Source organism: Mycoplasmopsis iners ATCC 19705 (assembly GCF_000701805.1).
GTDB lineage: Bacteria > Bacillota_I > Bacilli_A > Mycoplasmatales > Metamycoplasmataceae > Mycoplasmopsis > Mycoplasmopsis iners.
This window is the reverse complement of sequence record NZ_JNJW01000005.1, coordinates 1-21,460: the sequence shown is the minus strand read 5'-3', so window position 1 is coordinate 21,460 and position 21,460 is coordinate 1. Positions and strand designations below refer to the sequence as shown.

Here is a 21,460-nt window from a genome sequence, read left to right as displayed (position 1 = left end):
TGTTTTTGGCGTTAATTATTTTTAATAAAATTTTGATATTTAATTTTTAAACTGTGTTTTCAAGCTAAACCTAAAGCAGGGGTTAAAATTAAACCTACAACTACAATTAAAATGTTTAATAAAACAACAACAATTTTATTTTCACCACTATAAAATAGTGGTTTAGCAAAATTTAAGAATGCATAAACTTGTAAATGTAGTTTATTATATAAGTTTGCGTTTTCACTATTTGCTTCACTTAAATGTTGTACTGTTGATTGCCCAATTAAGAATGAACATAAAGCGAAAAGATAGAAAATAATCAAAGGAATAAATGAAAGTCAAATTGTTTTTTTAGAAATTTCAACATGCTTTCTATTTAAAATTAATAATCCAAAACCTATGGCAGGGTTAACAAAGTGGATTAACACAGAAGCTATAAAATTAGGAATTGAATACACTCCTTTTTTAAGACTATCTGGGAAAATTAAAGTTCAAAACACAACAAATGTAATCGTGATATAAACTGTTGCTAAAAACGCCATTTTTTGTGCGAAGCTTTTTTTAGGTAGAAAAGTTAAAAAACCAAATGCCAAAATTAAAAAAGTGTTTGATAAATAGGTAAAAGTTGAAGTGTAGCCTCAATAATTGCTTATTAATTTGGGTAATAAATCTAATTTAATTAATTCTCTTTGGTTTTCAACACTTAATTTATTGATTGAAGCAATATAATCTTGTGTTTTTACAACTCAATTAATCAGTATGCCCGCAATCATTAAAATTGCCATTAGGATAACAAATGAAAAATTAATATATTGAGTTTTCTTTCAATCCTTTTTGATTTTTTGTATAAATTTAGTCATTTTTCTTTATTCCTTTCATTGGCTCTCAATCAATAAATAAGCCATTGTTTTTTAAATATTGTAAAACTTTTGTGTAAATAAAAGTATCAATTTCTAAAGTTGTTTTAGTCAAGTAATCATGAAAATTATGATCAGCATTAAAAAAGTTAGCTAATAAGTGAGTGGGTAATTTATAACCGTTTGAATGTTCTTGACATTCGAATCCACCTTTATTATAGTCGAAAAACACTATTTGATCTTTTCTGCCACAAACATGACATTGATAATAATTAGGCTCTAAACCTAATGGTTTTAACAATGAATGAACTAAATAAGTTTTAGTAAATAAATATTGAGCAGAATTTAAATCATTAATAAATTCTAACAATTCTTGATATTTAAAAAAAATATTTTTCGTCGGGTAATGAGCGAACTGTTTTAAAAAAATTATGATTTTTTGTAAAAACTTTAATAAGGCTGAATTATTGTAATCAATATCAGACAACAAATGGGCTTTTTTTAGTTTACTTGTTTTGTCTCTTAACCTTGCTGAAAAATATTCAATTTCAATTAAAGAGCCAATTAACAAATTACTTCTATTTTTCGAATTTGGCTTATTTATACCTTTAGCCGTCAATCAAAAACAATGGTTTTCGTCCATAACTTGAATATTGGCGTCATTAGGATTTTCAGATGATTCTCTAATATCAAGCAGAATAACTTTCTTTATTGTTTCAGCCATATAACCCTCATTAAATCATTAAGTTAGTAATAAATATTAATTATTTGATAAATTAATCATTATTATTTAATATTAATTTTAATTATATATTAATGCTTTTTGATAAAATACAATAACTAAAAATTGAAATTAATGGAGAAATTGTTATTATGGAAAAGGATAATGTTTTAAAGATCTTTTTGGATGCTTTAGAATCTACACCTGGAATTGCCCAAATTATGTGTTTACAAAATGATCTAGAATGTTCACATGAAAAAATCAAAGCTGAAAAAATTAATGATAATTGAAATTTTTCAGCCTCATTAATTTTGCTTAAAAACACAAATTGCAAAGATGTTTTAAATTCAATACATTCGCTACTAAAATACAAATTAAAAAAAGAAAAACTTAACTTAGGAAAAATAAACATTATTATAGAAGGAATTGCTAATGATTAAACAGATTGATGGAAAAATGTTTGCCCAGCTTGTGCTGTCAGGCGCTAACAATTTAATTAACGCGAAAAATAGAATTGATGCTTTAAATGTGTTCCCTGTGCCTGATGGAGATACAGGAACTAATATGTCACACACTGTACAATCAGCTGTTGATATCATGCCAAAAATAAATTCAGATAATCTAGGCGAAGTTTCTGCTCAAATAGCTAAAAGCATGCTTTTTGGTGCTAGAGGTAATTCAGGAGTTATCTTAAGCCAAATTTTTAAAGGTTTTGCCATTGGTTTTGAAAATAAATCTGTTGTTGATGTTTTAGGTTTATTAGAAGGTTTTAAACAAGCAACTAAAAAAGCTTATTCATCAGTTTTAAAACCTATTGAAGGAACAATCTTAACTGTTATTAGAGAAACAACAGAAGAATTAGAAAAAGTTGTTAATGAGCAAACAACATTTGAAGACTTTTTTGCTTTGGCAGTGTCTTTTGCTAGAAAAGCATGTGATAACACCCCAAACAAATTAAAAGTTTTAAGAGAAGTTGGTGTTACTGATTCAGGTGGCGAAGGCTTCTATACTGTTCTTGTTGGTATGGATAAATTAGTAAAAGGTGAAAAAGTCGAAATATCAACTGAAACTGAAGAAATTGAAAAATTTGTTAGTGACAATGAGGTTTATGACGGTGAATTTGGTTATTGCACTGAATTTATTTTAGAGTTAAATAAAAATGTAGAATTTAATCTTAAAATGTTTGAAAAAGCATTACATAAAAAAGCTAATTCATTAGTTGTTGTTCAAGATGATGATATTGTTAAAGTTCATGGCCACACATTAAAACCCGGTGATATGCTTAATTTGGCTCAAAAATATGGTGAATTTGCCAAAATTAAGTCAGAAAACATGACTAAACAAGCAAGTGAATCAAAAAACAAAAACATTCTTTTAAATAGTTCAAATGGTGAATTAAATGAATGTGGAATTATTTCATGTAATTTGGGTTCTGGTATTATCCAAAGAATGAATGATTTAGGTGCTGATGCAATAATTGAAAGCGGTCAAACTCAAAACCCTTCGGCAAAAGAAATAATTGATGCTATCAATATGGTTAATGCGAAAAATGTTTTTGTGTTGCCTAATAATTCAAACATTTTCCTTACAGCTCAACAAGCTGCTCATACTATTCAAGATAAGAGAGTGTGAGTTATTCCAACTAAGAGTCAAGTTCAAGGAATTGTTGCTTTATTAAACTTCGATAAAGAAACAAATGCTAAAGATAATGAAGAAATCATGAAAGATGCAATTAAGTTAGTTGTTACAGGCGAAGTCACTCGTGCAGTAAGAAACACTAAATTGCATGGAGTAAAAATTAAAGAAGGACAATTTATTGGTATTGCCGATTCTAAAATTATTACTTCTAATGACACTTACATTGAAGCGGCTCAACAATTAATTAAAAAAACAATTAACAACAGCACAGAATTAATCACAATTTACTATGGTAATGATGTAACTGAAGCTGATGTTAGCGAACTACAAAACTTTATTATCAATGAATATGATGTTGAAGTAGAAATTGTACATGGCAACCAACCAACATATCATTTCTTAATTAGTTTTGAATAGGAGAAAAAATGTTTAAAATTGCCTTTGATTTAAATGGGAATGATAACGGGATAACTGCTGGTTTAATTGCAACCAGCAATTTTCTTAAATTGAACCCTAATTTTGAAATTACTTTGATCGGTCCTGAAAATGAAATTAGAGAATTTTACAAAGACGAAATGCCAAAAAATGTATTTATTATTGATAATAATCTAGTCTCTCAAGACAAAAAAAATATTCGTCAAGCACTTCAAGAGCCTACATCAATGAATCGAGCTTTTGATCTTTTGGCTAATAATCAAGTTGATGCTATTTTATCTTCTGGAGATTCTGGATTATATTTAGCTGCAGCTACATTGAAAAGCAAAAGACTTAAAGGTATTTCTAGACCAGCTTTTATGCCTATAATGCCTACTATAAAAGGTGAAAAATTTTTACTTTTAGATGTTGGCGCCAATTTAGAAACAAAAGCCGAATACATATATGAATGAGCTAAAATCGCAAAAATCTTTGCACAAATTTTAATGAAAAAAGCAAACCCAAAAATAGGTTTAATAAACATCGGAACAGAAGAATATAAAGGTTTAGACACTACTAAAGAAGCCAATGAATTACTTAAAAACGACACTTCGCTAAATTACCAAGGCTATATTGAAAGCAGAAACTTACTCAATGCTATTACTGATGTGGCATTAATTGATGGTTATGGTGGCAACTTAGTCCTAAAAAGCTTAGAAGGTGCGATTTTATCTTTTAAAAATTTACTAAAAGATAAAATTATGGCTAAAACAATTCGTAAAATTGGTTATCTTTTCCTTAAAGGCGCATTTAATGATGTTGCTGAAACTTTAGATTACAGAAATGTTGGCGCAGCTTGAGTTATTGGAGTTAATGGTTTAGTAATTAAATCTCATGGTTCGAGCGATGATAAGGCTTATTTAGGTGCGCTTGGTCAAATTAAACTAGCCTTAGAAAATGATCTTTTAACAAAAATCAAAAAAGAGTTGAATCCTAATGAAATTTAATAGTTTAAAAGAGTTATTACAACATTTTAATATATTTCCAAACACTTATTCCTTTTATCGTGAAGCTCTAACACATGTTTCTCACTCTAATTTCAAGAAAAATAGTCTTAAAGACATTAATAGCTATGAAACTTTAGAATTTTTAGGCGATTCAATTTTGCAATTTTTAGTTTCTAATTATTTATTAAAAAGATTCAAACACATTGGACCAGGTAATTTAACTTTACTTCGTTCAAAAATGGTTAATACTAAAAATTTAAATGAAATTTCTTTCAATTTAGACTTAAGAAATTTTTTATTTACTGCCCCTGGACAAATGTCTTTAGAAGTGAAAAAATCTGAAAAAGTTGGCGCTGATATTTTTGAATCATTAGTCGCTGCAATTTATTTAGATCAAGGAATTGAAAAAACAAATCAATTCCTAAAACACACTTTATTCCCTTCGGCAGATAAATTAATCAAAGAAAATCTTAAAGATGCCAAAACTACTTTTCAAGAATACATCCAAAGTTTTTCAAAACATGCTGTCAATTATGTAACTATACAAAAAGATGGAGTATTTGAATCTAAGGTTATTCATGCTGAAAATATCTTTGGAAAAGGTTCTGGAAAAAGTAAACTTGAAGCTGAAGAGAACGCAGCTAAAGATGCTCTTGAAAAATTACAAAAATAGGTATTTAGACTTATTTATAGCTTAAATGGTAAAATTTAATCTGATATTCGATTTAACAATTTAAAAAACCGGCATTAATTTTGCCGGTTTTTTCTAACTAAATAAGGGGGTGTTTGACCGCTTATGGGTTCTTCTAAATATTGTTTGTTAGTTAATTTATCTAATTCAGCTTTTTTACTATCTATTTGAGCAAAATTTGTGCCTTTAAAGCCCTTTAATTCAAATGTTAAATTCTGATTATTCAAATTTAACATTTGATTATTTTTATGATCTATAAAGTCGATTTTAATAGGTATTGAACCTAAATCGTAATTCGCGTTATAAAAATCATTGTTTGGGTCTATTGTGATTTTTACTTCTTTTATTAAGGTGTTATCTGAATTCTTAATGTAATACAACAATACAAGTTGTGAAATTATCAATGACAATTTTTTCTCAAATTCTGCTTTGTTGCTTATTACATATTCTGGACTTACTTCAAACATTGAAAAGTTGTTTCACATTGCTAAATTGTTAACATTTTGCATAATTCCAAAATTAACAATATCTTCTAAATTAGCTTCAAAAAAGGCATTTGCGTCAATTCCTTGCGGATAAACTAACTGATCATTTTGTTTTGTCAAAGTAGAATAAGAAAAGTAATTTTCACTGGTTTTTTTGTTAAGCAAGCCCAATTCATTTTTAATATAGAAACCATTAAACAAGTGTTTATGTTCTGTAAAATCAATTGAATATCACGGATAAATAGTTTCGCCAACTTTCACATTTAATAAACCTATTGAATAACTATTATTCAATAAATCGGTGAATTCAAAATTAACTATTTCATAGAGTTTTTGGTCGTTCAAATTATCAATTAAAAAGATTTCTTTTCAATTATCAATCAAATATTTGAAAGAATTAATGTTATATTGTTTATATAAAATGCCACTATGCATCGTAGCGTCAAAATCAATTAAATTTAAAATATTATTTTTGAATTTAATCAAAGGGTTGTTATATTGTTCATTTAAATGAATGCTATTATCATTTAAATCAAGTATTTGGTTAGTTAATTTATCAGGATATTTTTTATAAACTGTTTCATTATTAAAAAAACCATCTAAATATAAAGTAATTGGTTGTGCTATTTCTTCAGTGTTTTTTTGATTTCAAAAGCTAAATTTAGCTGATAAATATCCTGAATTTAATACTATATTGCTCATTTGTACTTTGCCTAATTCGCCTTTTTCACTAGTGAATTGGTATTTTTTTAGATAAAAATTTAAGCTGTCTAAAAAATATTTTTGCTGTTCCAAAGACTTGGCAAATGCTGTTAATCTAAGATTATCAACTGCATTTTTATTTTTAATAAAAAGTGGGTTGTTTGATAACGCTTTATAAATTAATAATTGTAAATTTGGAAGCACAACTTGATTTGATAAATAACCAAATTGGTTATGTTCACTTCAAATTTGATTTTGATAATCGTTTTTATTTACATAATTTTTAGGAGCAAATGCTGTTAAAACATCAATATTTGTTAAATTAGCTTCATCTAAAATTTTATAACTATCATTTTCAATAATAACTGAATCTTTTTTAACTAAAAGATCTGTTTCATAGTCTTTTTCAATTACAATTCCGTTGCCAAACAATAAATCTAATTTATTGTTTTTAATGTTTAAATCAATTAGATCTTCACTAAAGTTGTCTTGGTCTAATTGATAATTAACAAAATAAATTAATTGTTCTTTAGTCAAATTGGAAGGAATATTTAAATTATTTAAATAATTTATTAGTTTAATGTTATTTTGCTTATCCTGACAACTAATTGGCAGGGCAATAATTGGCAATAAACTGCTTCCTAAAAATGATCATTTAATTATTTTTTTATTCATAATTTTCCATTCTACTTAATTTGGCGTTAATTAAATGATATTAAAAAATGGCAAAATGCCATTTTTATTTATTATTATAAACCTCAATCCGATTGATTGCTTTACGCAATTTGTATTCAAAGATGGCTCTTTCTTTTTCGTTTTTAACTTGTTGAATTTTTCTCAACAAGTCTTCTTTATCAGATTCTGCTCTTTTAATATTGATATCACTTGCATAAATAATGTCATCAGTAATGATCTTAATGCTTTTGGCGTCAACATAAAGCAAACCTGAGCCAATTGAACAAATTTTGTAATCTTCACTATGAGGATAGTTAATTGTCATTTTGCAAACGTCAATGTTACTTACAAAAGTTGAGTGGTCGGCTAATATAGTCATAGCCCCACCATCTTTTGTTTTTAAATTAACCGCTTCAACTTCTCCTTCATAGAAAATACCATTAACGGTAATTATTTTTAAATAAGTTTTTTTAGCCATTATTCTGTTTTTTCTTCTTCAGTATTATTTGAAGAATTGATTTGTGCTAATTGTTTTTGGTATTCTTGATATCTTTCTTCAACATCCTCAATCGAACCAGCATAAAAGAATAAGTCTTCTGGATAGTTGTCGTATTTACCTTCTAAAATTTCTTTAAAGCTTCTTATAGTGTCGCTTAATTTAACATATTGACCTTTTTTACCTGAGAATTTTTCAGCAACTGTAAATGGTTGCGATAAGAAAATTCTAATTCTACGTGCTCTAATAACTGTTGTTTTATCTTCTTCACTTAATTCACCCATACCTAAGATAGCTATAATATCTTGTAATTCTTTGAATTTTTGCAAAATACTAATAACACCATAGGCAACATCATAGTGCTCTTGTCCAACAACTAATGGATCTAACAATCTTGAGTTAGATTCAAGCGGATCAACAGCAGGATAAATACCTAAAGCAGCTATATTACGGTCAAGAACTGTTTTGGCATCAAGGTGAGTAAATGTTGTAGCAGGAGCAGGGTCAGTTAAGTCATCGGCTGGCACATAGACAGCTTGAACAGATGTAATTGAACCTTTGTGTGTTGATGTAATTCTTTCTTGAAGTTGTCCCATTTCAGTTGCTAAAGTTGGTTGATAACCAACAGCTGAAGGCATACGTCCTAATAAGGCACTAACTTCAGAACCTGCTTGAACAAAACGGAAAATATTGTCAATGAATAAAAGCACATCTTGATTTTGTTGATCACGGAAATATTCCGCCATTGTTAAACCAGTTAAAGCAACTCTCATACGTGCGCCAGGAGGTTCGTTCATTTGACCAAAAACTAAAGCTGTTTTATCTAAAACGCCAGCTGCTTTCATTTCATGATAAAGGTCATTACCTTCACGTGTACGTTCTCCAACACCAACGAAAACTGATAAACCACCATGTTGTGTAGCAATATTGTTAATTAATTCTTGAACTAAAACTGTTTTACCAACGCCGGCTCCACCGAAAAGACCAATTTTTCCACCTTTAGCATATGGAATCAATAAGTCAATAACTTTAATTCCAGTTTCGAGAATTTCACTAATTGTTTTTTGATCTTCATAGCTTGGAGCTGGAGCATGAATTGAATTATATTCATCTGTTTGTGGTTCAGGTAATAAATCAATTGGATCACCTAAAACATTAAACATTCTACCTAAAATAGCATTACCAACTGGAACACTAATTGGTTTGCCAGTGTCATAAACATTCAAGCCTCTTGAAAGACCATTTGTTGAAACCATTGCAATGGTTCTAACTGTTTCATCCCCTATGTGTTGAGCAACCTCAAAAGTAAATTTTTCACCATTGTTTTCCAATACCAAAGCATTATTAATGGCAGGTAATTTACCTAATTCAAATCTAACATCAACAACGGGGCCAACTATTTGGACTATTTTACCAACATTCATGTTTTTATTATTCATCTTGTTTATAGTAGAATTAGTCGCATTTAATTGCGAATTAACATTATTATTTTGCGACATTATTATCCTTTCATTATTAAACCGCGTTAGCTCCAGCAACTATTTCATTTAATTCTTGAGTAATGTTGCTTTGACGTCTACGGTTATATTTGATTTGTAAGTCTTCAATTAAATTATTGGCATTATCAGTAGCTGTTTCCATAGCGCTTCTTCTTGAAGCTAATTCACTTAGTTTCGATGAAGAATATGCTTTGTAAATTTGCGCACTAATAAATAAAGGGATTGCTTCACTAAAAACTCTTCTTGCAGAAGGTTCAAATTCAACTTGGCTTTTAGCTGTGTTAATTGATTGTGTCAATTCTTGATAACAGTCATCAATTAAATGATCAAACGGGAAGATTTTTTCTTCAAATTCTTGTTGAACTAAATTATTTATATATTTACTATAAATAATATGAATGCTATCAACTTGTTTATCCAAATAAAGTTTATAAGCTTCAGTCATAATCAATTGCATTAATTTATAATGGTCAATTGTTTCGTCTGAATGAAAGATATTTAAAACTTGTTCATTGAAAATTGGTTTTAAAGCATTAGCACCTTTATTACCAATAATAATTAATTTATCTTCCTTTTTTATAGTCTTTTTAGCTAATTTAATTACACTTGAGTTATATGATCCGGCCAATCCGAAATCACCAGTTAAAACAATGTATAATTTTGAATTTGTTTGTCTTGGCACAAATAAATTTTTAATTTCCTGTTCAGTCATGTGGGTTAAAATGCCATAAAAAGCTTCATTAACTACTGACACATATGATTGAACACTTTCATATTCTGTTCTTGCTTTTTTAAGTTTTGATGAAGCAACCAATTCCATTGCGTGAGTTATTTTACGAATGGCTTTAACTGCATTAATTCTATTTTTAATAGTTTGTAAGCCGGCCATTATTTATTTAACAACTTCGCTGGAATAGGTAAATAGTCTTTTGGATTATAGTTAGGTAATTTGTTGATTATTTTTTCAACAATTGAAATTAATGCATTAATTAATTCGTTTCTAATTTCATCATTTAAAGCAAATTTGTTTGCTTTAAGTTTTTCATAAATGGTTTTTCCCGCTTCTGTTTCATTAACAAATTTAATAATTTTGGTACGGAAATTCTTGATTTGGTCAATTGGTAATGGATTAATAATTTTTTCCTTAACACTCATTAAAATAGCGATTTGCACCATTTGTGAATAAGGGGTGTATTGTTCTTGTTTTAAAAATTCATATACTTTTGCACCATGACGTAAGATGTTTTTAGTTGATTCGTCTAAATCTGAACCAAATTGAGCAAAAGCAAGCATTTCATTATATTGTGCTAGTTCTAATTTTAATGATGAAGCAACTTCTTTCATTGCTTTAACTTGCGCACTTGAACCTACCCGACTAACTGAAAAACCAACATCAACCGCTGGTCTCTGACCAGAGTTAAATAAGCTTTCTCTAGTAAAAATTTGTCCATCAGTAATTGAAATAACATTAGTTGGAATATAAGCTGAAATATCACCTTGTTGAGTTTCAACAATTGGTAAAGCTGTGATTGAGCCTCCACCAAATTCAGGAGTAACTCTAGTTGCTCTCTCTAATAATTGTGAGTGTAAATAGAAAACATCACCAGGATAAGCTTCACGACCAGGAGGTCTTCTTAAAAGCAATGATAATGTTCTATAAGCCACAGCATGTTTTGATAAATCGTCATAAACAACTAAAACATTTTCGCCTTTTGACATTCATTCTTCAGCAATTGTAACTCCAGTATATGGAGCGATGTATTGTTGTGGTGCTAATTCACTAGCTCCCGAAACAACAACTGTTGTATATTCCATTGCTCCCATATCTTTTAATTTTTGAACAATTTGTGCCACTGTGGAATTTTTTTGCCCAATAGCCACATAAACACATTTTACGTTTTTGCCTTTTTGATTGATTATTGTGTCAATAGCAATAGCAGTTTTACCAGTTTGTCTATCGCCAATAATCAATTCACGTTGACCTTTACCGATTGGAATCATTGAGTCAATAGCAATAATACCTGTTTCTAATGGTTGGTTAACTTCTTGACGGGTCATAACGCCGGGTGCTACTTTGAAAATTTCACTTAGTTTTTGGCTTTTAATTTTACCAAGACCATCAATTGGTTCACCTAATGAATTAACTACTCTACCAACTAATTCATCGCCTACTGGAATTGATATAACTTCACCACTACATCTACATTCATCACCTTCAGAAAGTTCACTAGCATTACCAAAAATCGCAACACCAATAACTTCTTCTTCAAGGTTTAAAACTAGGCCATAAATATCATTTTTGAAAACAATAATTTCGCCATTTTTAGCTTTTTCAAGACCACTAACAAGCGCTATACCATCACCTATTGTGATAACATGACCAATTTCTGAATAATCAATTTTTGAGGCATTAAAGTTCTTAATTCTATCTTTGATAATTGCTGATATATCATAAACTGAATTAGCCATCTTAAACCTCCTCTTTTTTTGTAATAATATTTTTTAGTTTCTTTAAGTCAGCACCTAAAGAATTTTCGATAATAAAACTATCCATTTTGATTTTAAAGCCACTTATTATTTCAGGATCAATAATGTGTTCAATATCAACTAAACAATTATTTTCTTTTTCTAATTTGGCTTTAATTAAGGCTAATTTGTCTTCTGGGATAGGAAATGCACTATAAATTTTTGCAAATTTCATATTAAGATTTTCATTAACCATTCTTAAATACACACCAATAATTCTTAACAAATTATTTGATGCTTTATGTTCGACTACAACTTTTAAAAAGTCTTTAACAATAGTTGATTTTTCAAAATTAGCAAAAACATGTTCAATAAATTCATATTTTCTTTCATTGCTAATTTCATTATTTTTTAGAACATCAATAAATGATGTATCTTTTTTTAATTCTTTGAATAATGCAGTTAACAATAATGTTGTTTCTTTAGCTACGCCCATTTCTACAGATAGTTCATAGATTGCCAAGGCATAAGCATCCAAATTTGTTTTTTTGTACATTAGTTAACTTGTCCTTCTTTTAAGAATTCATCAATAATTGCTTGTTCTGTTTCAGGCGAAACTGTGCTTTGTAAAATTTTCTTTGATAATTCACTAGCAACTTCAGCAATTTGATTTTTTGATTCTTCAAAGAATTCTTCTTTTTGTTTTGCCACGTCCATCCGTGCTTCTTCAAGCATTCTCTTTGAAGTATTACGAGCATGCGCAATATAGTTCATCATGATTTTGTTTGAACGATTGATACCATCTTGCACAATTTGTGAAGCTTCGTTTTGAGCTTGAGCAAGCTTTTCATTCGCTTGATCTAATTGTTGTTGTGATTGATCTTTTAGTGCTTTAGCACTATCTATATTATTTTGAATATATTCTTGTCTTGCTTTAATTGCCTTTTTTATAGGTTTATAAGCTAAAAAATATAAAAATAAAATACTTAATGCTAGTGCTATTAAAGTAGCAACCATCATCGGTCAGGTGGGAAAAATCTTGGCAAATTTTTCAGTTAAACTTTCCGATAAAGTTTGTTCTTTAAGTGCACTTTCAGAAATTGAAATAATCATTTTAAGCGTAAACGAAAATTAAAATGAATGAAATAACAAGCGAGTAAATAGCTGCTGATTCAGCAACACCTGAACCAATAAGCATCATAAGACGGATTTTTGAGTTAGCTTCTGGGTTTCTTCCAACAGCTTCGGCTGCTTTACCAGCTGCAAAACCTTGACCCATACCTGTTCCAAAAGTTCCTAACATTGCTAAACCAACGCCAATAGCAACTAATCCTTTATTTATGTCCATGTTTACCTCCTAGTAAATGTTTTGATTTGTAGTAATTGTTTTCATTTTTGTTTTTTTCTGTTTTTTAGGTTCTGGTTCTTCTGCTTCACGAACTCAATAAATCAAAGTTAAAGTGGTGAAGACAAGAGCTTGAATAAAAGCACTGAACACATCAAAGTAAAGGTGCAATAATGGTGTGAAAATACTTCCTAAAAAGAATCATTGATGATGTTCTTGACCTGGTATTTTAGTTCAAATAAAACCAAAGAATCAATAAAATAGGAATAAAAGCGTTCCACCGCCTATGATATTACCGAAAATCCGGAAGCTCAATGAAATTAGTGGAGCAAATTGTCCAATTGTTTCAAGCGGGTTCAAATATTTTTTCAAATAACGGAATTTTTGGTAAATTAAACCAACAACATAAATTCCTAATCAGCTAATTAAACCTAAGGTTAAAGGCACTGAATAAGAAGTCACAATGGGCTCTAGTCCCAATGGGGCAATTAAATTACCTATTAATAAAAAGGTTGCTAAACCAAAAATGTAAATTCTTGATTTTTCTATTTTGCCTTCAGCTGTTTCATCAAACGAATTATCGACCATTGTAACATAGCCTTCCATTATCACTAAAAAAGCATTGGGTGCTTTATCAGCTTTAGCTGATTTTTTGATTGAGATAAAAACTGCTAAAGATAATGAAAAACAAATTAACACTGTGATAAATAATGAAAATAACTGTGGATGATTTCAATCATTAATGTGTTCTATTAGCTCTGCCATTCTCCCTCCTTTCTCTTCAATATTGTCAAAAAGATTGCACATAAATACTTATCGTTACACTCAATGTTCCAAATAAAAAAGCGACAATATTTATTGGGTAAAAACATCCTGCGTAAATTGGCTTTGTGTATAAATTTTGTTTAGCATGCTTGTTAATCATTAAGATTACAAAAACTAAGACACCTAATAACAACATAATCCCCATAAAGCCCAAAAACGACAAGAAATTAAACTTAATCTTTCTTTTTGAGGTTATTAAAAGGCTTTTGCGTAAAAGCAAATCCTTTAATTGATAAGAAATGAATGAAAAACAACTTCCAATACCAAACCCAAAGGCTAACGAAAGTCTTGCGAAAGGATAAAAAGCAACGAAAATTGCTGTAATTATTAATGAATAAATTAAAAATATTTTTCAGTTAATTTTTGATAAGTTGTTTTTCATAATACTTCTTATGTTATTAGTAATAACATAAAAAAAGTTATGTTACATCAATAACATAACCCTTATTATAATACTATATATATAACTATATATATAATTATTTATAGTTTTTCGAATTTTTTAAAGTGCAAAATCAATTAGCCAATAAGTCTATTTTATAGCTTTTTTTGCTTTTTTCTTCTACTATCAAAGAATTCCGAAATAGAAATACGATATTTTTTTCAAGCCTTGCTTTTTCTTCATTCAAAAACAAATTTTTTATTAATAATATCAATATAAAACTTGCTTTGGAAGCATCAAAGAAGTATAAAAAGAAAAATGTAAATAATAATACAAGTCAAGAATGATATGAAGTTAAATGGTCAATGCGTTGCAGTTTTAAGCAATTCTTTTTGACTGTTATATTCGGTCATGCCCAAATAGAAATAATTACTTTTTCAAGGTTTTGGCACTCCTGGAATTAAATTGGTTGTTAAATTAATTATGAACATTAAAGTAGCTAAACCTGCGAATAAGCCAAAAGTAATTAAAGTATCTTTAAAAGTATATTTATGTTTAATTGAGCAATAAATTATTATAGGAACAATTAACACATAAACATGAGCAAAAACAAAATCTCAAAAATAGAAGTTATCTACACCAACCCCACTGGTTTTTTGTCAATCTTGTTTTGGCATTTCTGGAATTAATAAAGCAACAATTGCTCCAACTATAGCGAAAGGTCCAAAATATTTGATTCAATGTAGTTTATTAATAATCAAAATAATTGAAGTAAATATCAACATTAATCTACATAAGTGTAGCGGAATAATTTCTCATTTGTTTGGAAAATTATTAAAAGCTAAAATAGCACTTCTAACTCCAACCATTACTAGGCTAATTGAACCAAAAACTGTTCAAAAAGTCCTTTTTGACATTCACATAATTCTATCTTTTTGTAAAAAATGTCTCCGAATTGGCCTTTTGAAAAATCATAAAAGAAAAGCGATTAAAATAACTGTTAAAGAAATAGCATAAAAAATGATTTTAGATGTTGGCAATCATTCAATACCATTCCCTGAACCTGATGGTGAAAAGAAACCATAATTATCCATTATTAAAAACCACCAAAGCCCATTTTGGTCAAATCGCCAAAATTGCCACTTTTAATTTTTTTACCCATTTCAGTCATGTTTTTTGACATTTGATCAAAATCATTTAATAGTCTATTAAATTCAAATGCGCTTCTTCCGCTTCCTTTAATAATTCTTTCTTTACGGCTAGCTTGTCTCAATAATTTAGGATTTTTACGCTCTTTCATAGTCATTGAATTAATTAAAATTTCATAGCTAGCAAATTTTTCTTCTGCTTGTTGAATTTTTTCTTCATTTACTTTATTAGCTAAACCAGGGATCATTTTAATTAATTTGGCCATTTTACCCATTTTTTTCATTTGAGCCAAGTTTTGCATTAAATCATCAAGAGTAAAGTTGCCTCTAAGAATTTTTTGAACTGTGTTTTGTGCCACATCTTGATCAATAACTTCTTCAGCTTTTTCAATTAATGAAAGCACATCACCCATACCTAGGATTCTGTCAGCCATTCTATCAGGGTAAAATAGATCTAAATTAGAAACTTTTTCACCTGTACCAATGAATCTAATAGGAATGTTTAACATTTTACAAATACTTAAAGCAGCTCCACCTCTAGCATCTGAATCTAATTTGGTAATAATTGAGCCAGTTAAATGTAAATTATCATTAAAAGCTTGGGCTACATTTAAAATGTCTTGACCACTTAAAGCATCTGCTACAAAAAATATTTCATTTGGTGAAGCAATTTTTTTAATATCCTTTAATTCTTGCATTAAAGGTTCATCAATTGCTAAACGTCCAGCAGTATCAATCAAAATTAAATCGTGCTTATTTTCATTTGCAAAATCAATTGCCTCTTTAACGATATTTTGTGCGCTATCAGTTGTGCCTTTTTCAAAATAATCGACTTGAATACTTTTAGCTAAAGTAACTAATTGTTGTACAGCAGCGGGACGATAAATATCAGCCGCAACTACTAATGGTTTGTTAACTAGACCTTTCTTTCTTAAGTAATAGGCTAATTTTGCTACAGCAGTTGTTTTACCTGAACCTTGAAGACCTGACATTAAAATAATGTAAGGTCTTTTATTAATATTAATTTCTTTAACTGAGCCACCTAAAATATCAACTAATTCAGCATGCACTATTTTAATCATTTGTTGTGAAGCATTAAGTGAACCAACCAAGCTTGAATTTAAGGCTTTTTCCTTAACATTTGCAATAAAATCTTTAACCACTTTTAAGTTAACGTCGGCTTCCAATAAAGCCATTTTTATATCTCTAGTAGTTTCTAAAATGTCAGCTTCATGAACAACTGTCTTTTTTGCCATTTTAGCAATAGACTTTTGAATCCGATTTTCTAAAAAATTTAACATACTTCTCCTTTATTTAAGTGCAACTGTATAAACTTTACCAAAAATTTCATAGCCTATTTTTTTGTAAATAGAACCGGCTTTTTCATTGTGATAAAACAACATGGCTATCATATTATTATCAATTATGAAATTAGTTAAAGCAGTTGTTACTTTTGTGCCATAACCACAGTTACGATAATTTGGTAAGCAATATACGCCACCAACCATAGCAACTTGATCAGTTTTAGCTGATATCATTGCATGCGCAATAACTATATTTTTTTCTTGATCAACAATAATAAAATTATTGCTAATGCCTCTCTTAAAGTTTTCTTGATAAACAACTAATTCTTTGTCAAAGTTTGATCTAAATTGAGCAAATTCATCAATTTGCATTCTTGATTCTACAATTCCTGGAACATCTGAATATTCAGCTTTTTTAACTTCAGGGCTATTTTCCATTGTTTTTTTGTCACATTTAGCTAAAAATTGTTCATGGATTTGAAATCTTTCTGCTTGATTAGTAAAGAATTCTTGATGTTTAGCAAACATTTTGTCGCTAATATTAACATTTTTAACATTGTGTTCAATAATTAAATTATTTAATAATTCATTATCAATTAAATTTTTTGGGTCAAAAAACAATAATGTTGTTCCGTAAATTAAAATAACACTGGCAATCTTGTTATTTTCTTTAATAACAAAGGTTTTCATAAATTCATTTTCAAGCCCAAATTGATTAATGTCGGCAATTAAAAACAAATTATAAATAGGCTCAGTTTTTAAATAATCTAAAATATTTGCCTTGTCTTGCTCAATAGCTTTAATTAACATATATCTCCCTATAATAAATAAAAATCCTTAAGTATAAGGATTTTACATTATTTTTCTTCTTCGATTCTTTTAACTTCTAAATCGATAAGTTTCTTTAATTCAACTAATTCTTCGTAAGTTAAAGTAATACCTTTGCTTGAACGTGAGTGGTCTTCGCTTCAATCTCTAATATCATATTTTGGTTTGTTGTTATTTCATGAAACTAAATTTAATTCTTTTACGTATCCACCTACTGTTTCGGCGATTTTACCTACATTATGAATGATTTCATAAGTAATTTCTTGTCTTCTAGCTGGCATCTAAACTCCTTTTAATTTAATTAAATATATAATAATAAATTTAATATTTATATTTTATATTAATATTAATATAAATTAGTAAATAACTTAAGAAATTAAAAATCTTATAATTATTAGCTTTTTTTACATAGCAAATTTAAAAATATTTATTAAAAAAGCGCAAATAAAAATTGAATAAATTTTTTATTTTTTTAATTTATGGTTTATAATAAGTTAGCAATTTAGCAAAAAGCTGGAGGGGTAGCGAAGCGGCCAAACGCGGGTGGCTGTAACCCACTTCCTCACGGTTCGGGGGTTCGAATCCCTCCCCCTCCACCATTTTGCCCCATCGCCAAGCGGTAAGGCAACGGGTTTTGGTTCCGTCATGCGTTAGTTCGAATCTAACTGGGGCAGCCATATCACTTCTTTTTGGAGTGATTTTTTTTATACTTTTTGACTAATAAAAATAAAAACTAGCTAATGCTAGTTCCTTTCTATCGAGTTTACTTATTTATTTTGTTTTTTAGAAAGCAATTCGTTCATTTTTTTAAGTTCAGCTAAGATTAATTCTTCATTTGTTGGTTTTACTTCTTCTACTACAACTGGTTTAGGGTTTTTACGTTCTTTACGCGCTCTATGTGCACCTATAATTAAGAAAATTACATATAGAGTCACAAAAATAAGAACAGCAATAATTAAGAATGAAATTAAAGCTGCTAAGAATTTACCAATTAAAACTGGGCCAGCTTTAAGTTCACTAACATCTTTAACTTTGAAGTATGAAGCAATAGCAGCCATGATAACATCATTTGCTAATGATGAAACTACTGCGTTAAATGCTGTACCTAATAAAAGACCGATTGCTAACATGAACATGTTGCCACGTTTAACAACTGCTCACGCGTCTTTTCCTGCTTTTTTAAACATGTGTTTTATTATAATAAAAGATTTAATTTATTGAAATATTTTGCCAATATATCTTTTTCATAGTGTTTTTAGTGCATTAAAGAAATAAAAAAAATAACCCAAAGGTTATCTAGTGACTTTTGTCAAATGGTGGAGAGTAAGGGGCTCGAACCCATGACCCTCGCCTTGTAAGGGCGATGCTCTCCCAACTGAGCTAACTCTCCAAAATGGCAGTCTGTACGGGGATCGAACCCGTGTATGCATGGATGAAAACCATGTGTGTTAACCGCTTCACCAACAGACCAAATGGCGCCGATTACAAGGATCGAACTTGTGACCAACTGGTTAACAGCCAGCTGCTCTACCGCTGAGCTAAATCGGCAATTTTTGCTTTATTATTATAAATAAAAATTATTTTAAACAAAATATTTTTTTATTTATTTTTTCTCTTTTGTACGATCCTTACAAAAAAAGCAACATTGTTGCTCGGTGGCTTTCGCCAAATGGAGGAAACGAGGGGAATCGAACCCCCATAGTCAGCATGGCAAGCTGATATTTTGCCATTAAATTACGTTTCCAATTTTTGCATAAAAATTTATACCATATTTTTACGATGTGTCAAAAAAAATCTAAATATTTTTCTCTATTATTTAATACATTTTTATTTAAATATCAAATTTGATTTATTAATATTTTGAAGTTCTTTGGTTTTGTAGGTTTATTAATAAATTCTAAGTTTGATTTTTACCAAAATTTGAAAATTAAAAAAATTTAGCAAGGACACGAAAAAAATTAGCAGAAAAAATATTAGTCTGCTAATTTTTGTGCTAAAATAATTTCATATGTTTTAAAAACACTGATTAAGAAAGGAAAAATAATATATGGCTAAAGAAATTATTTTAGGTATTGACTTAGGTACTACAAACTCTGTTGTTGCTATCGTTGACAACGGACAACCTATTGTTTTGGAAAATTTAAATGGTAAAAGAACCACTCCTTCTGTTGTAAGTTTTAAAAATGGTGAAATCATTGTTGGTGATAATGCTAAAAAACAAATTGAAACCAACCCAGATACAATTGCATCTATAAAAAGACTAATTGGAACAAATAAAACTGTTAAAGCTAATGGTAAGGAATACAAACCAGAAGAAATTTCAGCAATGATTCTTGAACACTTAAAGAAATATGCTGAACAAAAGATTGGTCACTCAATTAGCAAAGCGGTTATTACAGTTCCTGCCTACTTCGACAACTCACAACGTGAAGCTACAAAAATCGCTGGTAAAATTGCTGGCTTAGATGTATTAAGAATCATTAACGAACCAACCGCGGCTGCTTTAGCTTTTGGTTTAGATAAAACAGATAAAGAAAAGAAAGTTCTTGTATTTGACCTTGGTGGTGGTACATTTGACGTTTCAATTCTTGAATTAGCAAGCGGTACATTTGAAGTATTGGCAACTGCTGGTGATAACCACTTAGGTGGCGATGACTGAGACCACAAAATTGTTGAATGATTAGTTAACAAAATTAAAACCGAACACAATGTAGATGTTCAAAATGATAAAATGGCAATGGCTCGTTTAAAAGAAGCTGCTGAAAAAGCTAAAATTGATTTATCTTCATCAATGATGGCTACAATTTCACTTCCATTCTTATTGTTTAAAGATGGTCAACCAGTTAATGTTGAAGCAGAATTAAAACGTAGCGAATTTGAAAAAATGACTTACGATCTTCTTGAAAGATGTAAAAAACCAATTGAAAATGCTTTAAGAGATGCGAAATTATCTTCAGCAGATTTAGATGACATTTTAATGGTTGGTGGTTCAACAAGAATGCCTGCTGTTCAAGAATTAGTTGAAAAAATGACAGGTAAAAAACCAAACCACTCAGTAAACCCAGATGAAGTTGTTGCGCTTGGTGCTGCTGTTCAAGGTGCAGTTTTAGCTGGTGATATTAACGACATTCTTTTAGTTGATGTTACTCCTTTAACTTTAGGTATCGAAACGGCCGGTGGAATTGCGACACCATTAATTCAAAGAAACACAAGAATTCCAATTACAAAGAGCCAAATCTTTACAACTTTTGCTGACAACCAAACAGATGTTACTATTAAAGTTGTTCAAGGTGAAAGACCTTTAGCATCAGAAAACAAAGTTTTAGGTGAATTTAACTTAAGCGGAATAGAACCTGCTCCAAGAGGAATCCCTCAAATCGAAGTAAGCTTCAAAATAGACGCTAACGGAATTACAACTGTTACTGCTAAAGATGTAAAAACTAATAAAGAACAAAGCATTACAATTCAAAACTCAACAAAATTGAGTGATGAAGAAATTCAAAGAATGGTTAAAGAAGCTGAAGAAAACCGTGAAGCTGACGCTAAGAAAACAGCAGATATTGAAACTATTGTTAAAGCAGAATCATTGGTTGGAAGGTTAGAAACTTCATTAAAAGAAAATAAAGACAAATTAAATGAAGAACAAATCAAGAAAACTGAAGAAGAAATTGCTAAACTTAACGAAATGATCAAAAATAAAGAATATGACAAATTAAGAGAACAATTAGACAATTTTGAAAAAATGTTTGAACAAGTTTCAAAAATGGCTCAAGAACAAGCACAAAGCGAAAACAAAGGCTTTACAGAAGAAGACGCAAAATAATAATTAATAAGTCCATAATTGGACTTATTTTTATTTTTAAAATTGACTAATTAGCCTATGAAAAAGTCTTTTTAGCTTAATTAAGCTAAAAATTGCAATTAAAAAAATATCAGCTAAACTGATATTTTATAATTTTGTTATTTGGTCGTTTACAACAACAAGAACTTTGTCG

The 21,460-nt window shown here is 29.3% G+C and carries 22 protein-coding genes and 6 tRNA genes; 7 read left to right on the top strand and 21 right to left on the bottom strand.

The window, feature by feature from the left end; translation table 4 throughout:
- Nucleotides 1-11 precede the first annotated feature (11 nt).
- Complete coding sequence (locus tag T395_RS0101800; RefSeq protein WP_029512794.1) at nucleotides 12-842, bottom strand: MAGa3780 family membrane protein; 831 nt, start codon at nucleotides 840-842, stop codon at nucleotides 12-14.
- Nucleotides 835-1,563: a DNA repair protein RecO C-terminal domain-containing protein gene (locus T395_RS0101795; protein WP_029512793.1), complete on the bottom strand. Its 729-nt coding sequence runs from the start codon at nucleotides 1,561-1,563 to the stop codon at nucleotides 835-837. The genes T395_RS0101800 and T395_RS0101795 overlap by 8 nt, the downstream gene beginning before the upstream one ends.
- Nucleotides 1,564-1,712: 149 nt before the next feature.
- On the opposite strand from T395_RS0101795, the gene T395_RS0101790 reads away from it, so the two are divergent.
- The 4 genes from T395_RS0101790 to rnc are packed head-to-tail and all read left to right on the top strand — an operon-like array spanning nucleotide 1,713 to nucleotide 5,292.
- Nucleotides 1,713-2,000 (top strand): hypothetical protein, encoded by a 288-nt coding sequence (locus T395_RS0101790; protein WP_029512792.1) that lies wholly within the window; start codon nucleotides 1,713-1,715, stop codon nucleotides 1,998-2,000.
- Nucleotides 1,993-3,615, top strand: a complete 1,623-nt coding sequence (locus T395_RS0101785) for a DAK2 domain-containing protein (protein ID WP_029512791.1) — start codon at nucleotides 1,993-1,995, stop codon at nucleotides 3,613-3,615. Before T395_RS0101790 ends, T395_RS0101785 begins: the two co-directional genes overlap by 8 nt.
- A gap of 8 nt (nucleotides 3,616-3,623) precedes the next feature.
- Nucleotides 3,624-4,619, top strand: coding sequence for a phosphate acyltransferase PlsX (gene plsX / locus T395_RS0101780; RefSeq protein ID WP_029512790.1), 996 nt, complete (start codon nucleotides 3,624-3,626; stop codon nucleotides 4,617-4,619).
- Nucleotides 4,609-5,292 (top strand): ribonuclease III, encoded by a 684-nt coding sequence (rnc, locus tag T395_RS0101775; RefSeq protein ID WP_029512789.1) that lies wholly within the window; start codon nucleotides 4,609-4,611, stop codon nucleotides 5,290-5,292. Before plsX ends, rnc begins: the two co-directional genes overlap by 11 nt.
- A 74-nt stretch (nucleotides 5,293-5,366) precedes the next feature.
- Here rnc and T395_RS03525 read toward each other — a convergent pair whose 3' ends face one another.
- From T395_RS03525 to T395_RS0101710, 14 genes are all read right to left on the bottom strand, one after another.
- A complete protein-coding gene (locus T395_RS03525) occupies nucleotides 5,367-7,172 on the bottom strand; it encodes an MAG3240 family lipoprotein (protein WP_051617799.1) in 1,806 nt (601 codons plus the stop codon).
- A 64-nt stretch (nucleotides 7,173-7,236) separates the two neighbouring features.
- Nucleotides 7,237-7,650, bottom strand: a complete 414-nt coding sequence (gene atpC, locus T395_RS0101765) for an ATP synthase F1 subunit epsilon (protein ID WP_029512787.1) — start codon at nucleotides 7,648-7,650, stop codon at nucleotides 7,237-7,239.
- Entirely contained in the window at nucleotides 7,650-9,107 is a 1,458-nt protein-coding gene (atpD, locus tag T395_RS0101760) for a F0F1 ATP synthase subunit beta (protein ID WP_029512786.1), read from the bottom strand. Before atpD ends, atpC begins: the two co-directional genes overlap by 1 nt.
- Before the next feature lie 76 nt (nucleotides 9,108-9,183).
- A complete protein-coding gene (gene atpG / locus T395_RS0101755) occupies nucleotides 9,184-10,056 on the bottom strand; it encodes an ATP synthase F1 subunit gamma (RefSeq protein WP_029512785.1) in 873 nt (290 codons plus the stop codon).
- The gene (gene atpA / locus T395_RS0101750; RefSeq protein WP_029512784.1) at nucleotides 10,056-11,636 is read right to left on the bottom strand and encodes a F0F1 ATP synthase subunit alpha; all 1,581 of its coding nucleotides are present in this window, start codon (nucleotides 11,634-11,636) and stop codon (nucleotides 10,056-10,058) included. The genes atpG and atpA overlap by 1 nt, the downstream gene beginning before the upstream one ends.
- A gap of 1 nt (nucleotide 11,637) precedes the next feature.
- Nucleotides 11,638-12,189, bottom strand: a complete 552-nt coding sequence (atpH, locus tag T395_RS0101745; protein ID WP_029512783.1) for an ATP synthase F1 subunit delta — start codon at nucleotides 12,187-12,189, stop codon at nucleotides 11,638-11,640.
- Nucleotides 12,189-12,746, bottom strand: coding sequence for a F0F1 ATP synthase subunit B (atpF, locus tag T395_RS0101740; RefSeq protein ID WP_029512782.1), 558 nt, complete (start codon nucleotides 12,744-12,746; stop codon nucleotides 12,189-12,191). The genes atpH and atpF overlap by 1 nt, the downstream gene beginning before the upstream one ends.
- 1 nt (nucleotide 12,747) lies before the next feature.
- Nucleotides 12,748-12,975, bottom strand: a complete 228-nt coding sequence (atpE, locus tag T395_RS0101735; RefSeq protein WP_029512781.1) for an ATP synthase F0 subunit C — start codon at nucleotides 12,973-12,975, stop codon at nucleotides 12,748-12,750.
- A 15-nt stretch (nucleotides 12,976-12,990) separates the two neighbouring features.
- On the bottom strand, nucleotides 12,991-13,743 hold the full coding sequence (locus T395_RS0101730; protein WP_029512780.1) for a F0F1 ATP synthase subunit A: 753 nt from the start codon (nucleotides 13,741-13,743) through the stop codon (nucleotides 12,991-12,993).
- A complete protein-coding gene (locus T395_RS03645; RefSeq protein ID WP_156933071.1) occupies nucleotides 13,718-14,185 on the bottom strand; it encodes a hypothetical protein in 468 nt (155 codons plus the stop codon). The genes T395_RS0101730 and T395_RS03645 overlap by 26 nt, the downstream gene beginning before the upstream one ends.
- Nucleotides 14,186-14,340: 155 nt before the next feature.
- Nucleotides 14,341-15,279 carry a YwaF family protein gene (locus T395_RS0101725; protein WP_029512779.1) on the bottom strand — a complete coding sequence of 313 codons (939 nt, stop codon included), beginning with the start codon at nucleotides 15,277-15,279 and terminating at the stop codon, nucleotides 14,341-14,343.
- 2 nt (nucleotides 15,280-15,281) lie between these two features.
- Complete coding sequence (gene ffh / locus T395_RS0101720) at nucleotides 15,282-16,634, bottom strand: signal recognition particle protein (RefSeq protein ID WP_029512778.1); 1,353 nt, start codon at nucleotides 16,632-16,634, stop codon at nucleotides 15,282-15,284.
- A gap of 9 nt (nucleotides 16,635-16,643) precedes the next feature.
- Entirely contained in the window at nucleotides 16,644-17,447 is an 804-nt protein-coding gene (locus T395_RS0101715; RefSeq protein WP_029512777.1) for a GNAT family N-acetyltransferase, read from the bottom strand.
- A 47-nt stretch (nucleotides 17,448-17,494) separates the two neighbouring features.
- Nucleotides 17,495-17,746 carry a YdbC family protein gene (locus T395_RS0101710; protein ID WP_029512776.1) on the bottom strand — a complete coding sequence of 84 codons (252 nt, stop codon included), beginning with the start codon at nucleotides 17,744-17,746 and terminating at the stop codon, nucleotides 17,495-17,497.
- Nucleotides 17,747-17,980: 234 nt separating this feature from the next.
- Between T395_RS0101710 and T395_RS0101705 the strand changes: the two genes are divergently transcribed.
- Nucleotides 17,981-18,064, top strand: a tRNA-Tyr gene (locus T395_RS0101705).
- A gap of 3 nt (nucleotides 18,065-18,067) precedes the next feature.
- Nucleotides 18,068-18,142: transfer RNA gene (locus tag T395_RS0101700), tRNA-Gln, on the top strand.
- A 90-nt stretch (nucleotides 18,143-18,232) separates the two neighbouring features.
- Here T395_RS0101700 and T395_RS0101695 read toward each other — a convergent pair.
- The 5 genes from T395_RS0101695 to T395_RS0101675 all read right to left on the bottom strand — a co-directional run bounded on the left by T395_RS0101695 (nucleotide 18,233) and on the right by T395_RS0101675 (nucleotide 19,209).
- Nucleotides 18,233-18,652 (bottom strand): large conductance mechanosensitive channel protein MscL, encoded by a 420-nt coding sequence (locus tag T395_RS0101695; RefSeq protein WP_029512775.1) that lies wholly within the window; start codon nucleotides 18,650-18,652, stop codon nucleotides 18,233-18,235.
- A gap of 127 nt (nucleotides 18,653-18,779) precedes the next feature.
- Nucleotides 18,780-18,855 (bottom strand) — tRNA-Val (locus T395_RS0101690).
- Nucleotides 18,856-18,859: 4 nt separating this feature from the next.
- A tRNA-Glu gene (locus T395_RS0101685) sits at nucleotides 18,860-18,935 on the bottom strand.
- 3 nt (nucleotides 18,936-18,938) lie between these two features.
- A tRNA-Asn gene (locus T395_RS0101680) sits at nucleotides 18,939-19,013 on the bottom strand.
- A 122-nt stretch (nucleotides 19,014-19,135) separates the two neighbouring features.
- A tRNA-Gly gene (locus T395_RS0101675) sits at nucleotides 19,136-19,209 on the bottom strand.
- 303 nt (nucleotides 19,210-19,512) lie between these two features.
- Between T395_RS0101675 and dnaK the strand changes: the two genes are divergently transcribed.
- Nucleotides 19,513-21,288: a molecular chaperone DnaK gene (gene dnaK / locus T395_RS0101670; RefSeq protein WP_029512774.1), complete on the top strand. Its 1,776-nt coding sequence runs from the start codon at nucleotides 19,513-19,515 to the stop codon at nucleotides 21,286-21,288.
- The last annotated feature ends 172 nt before the right edge of the window (nucleotides 21,289-21,460 follow it).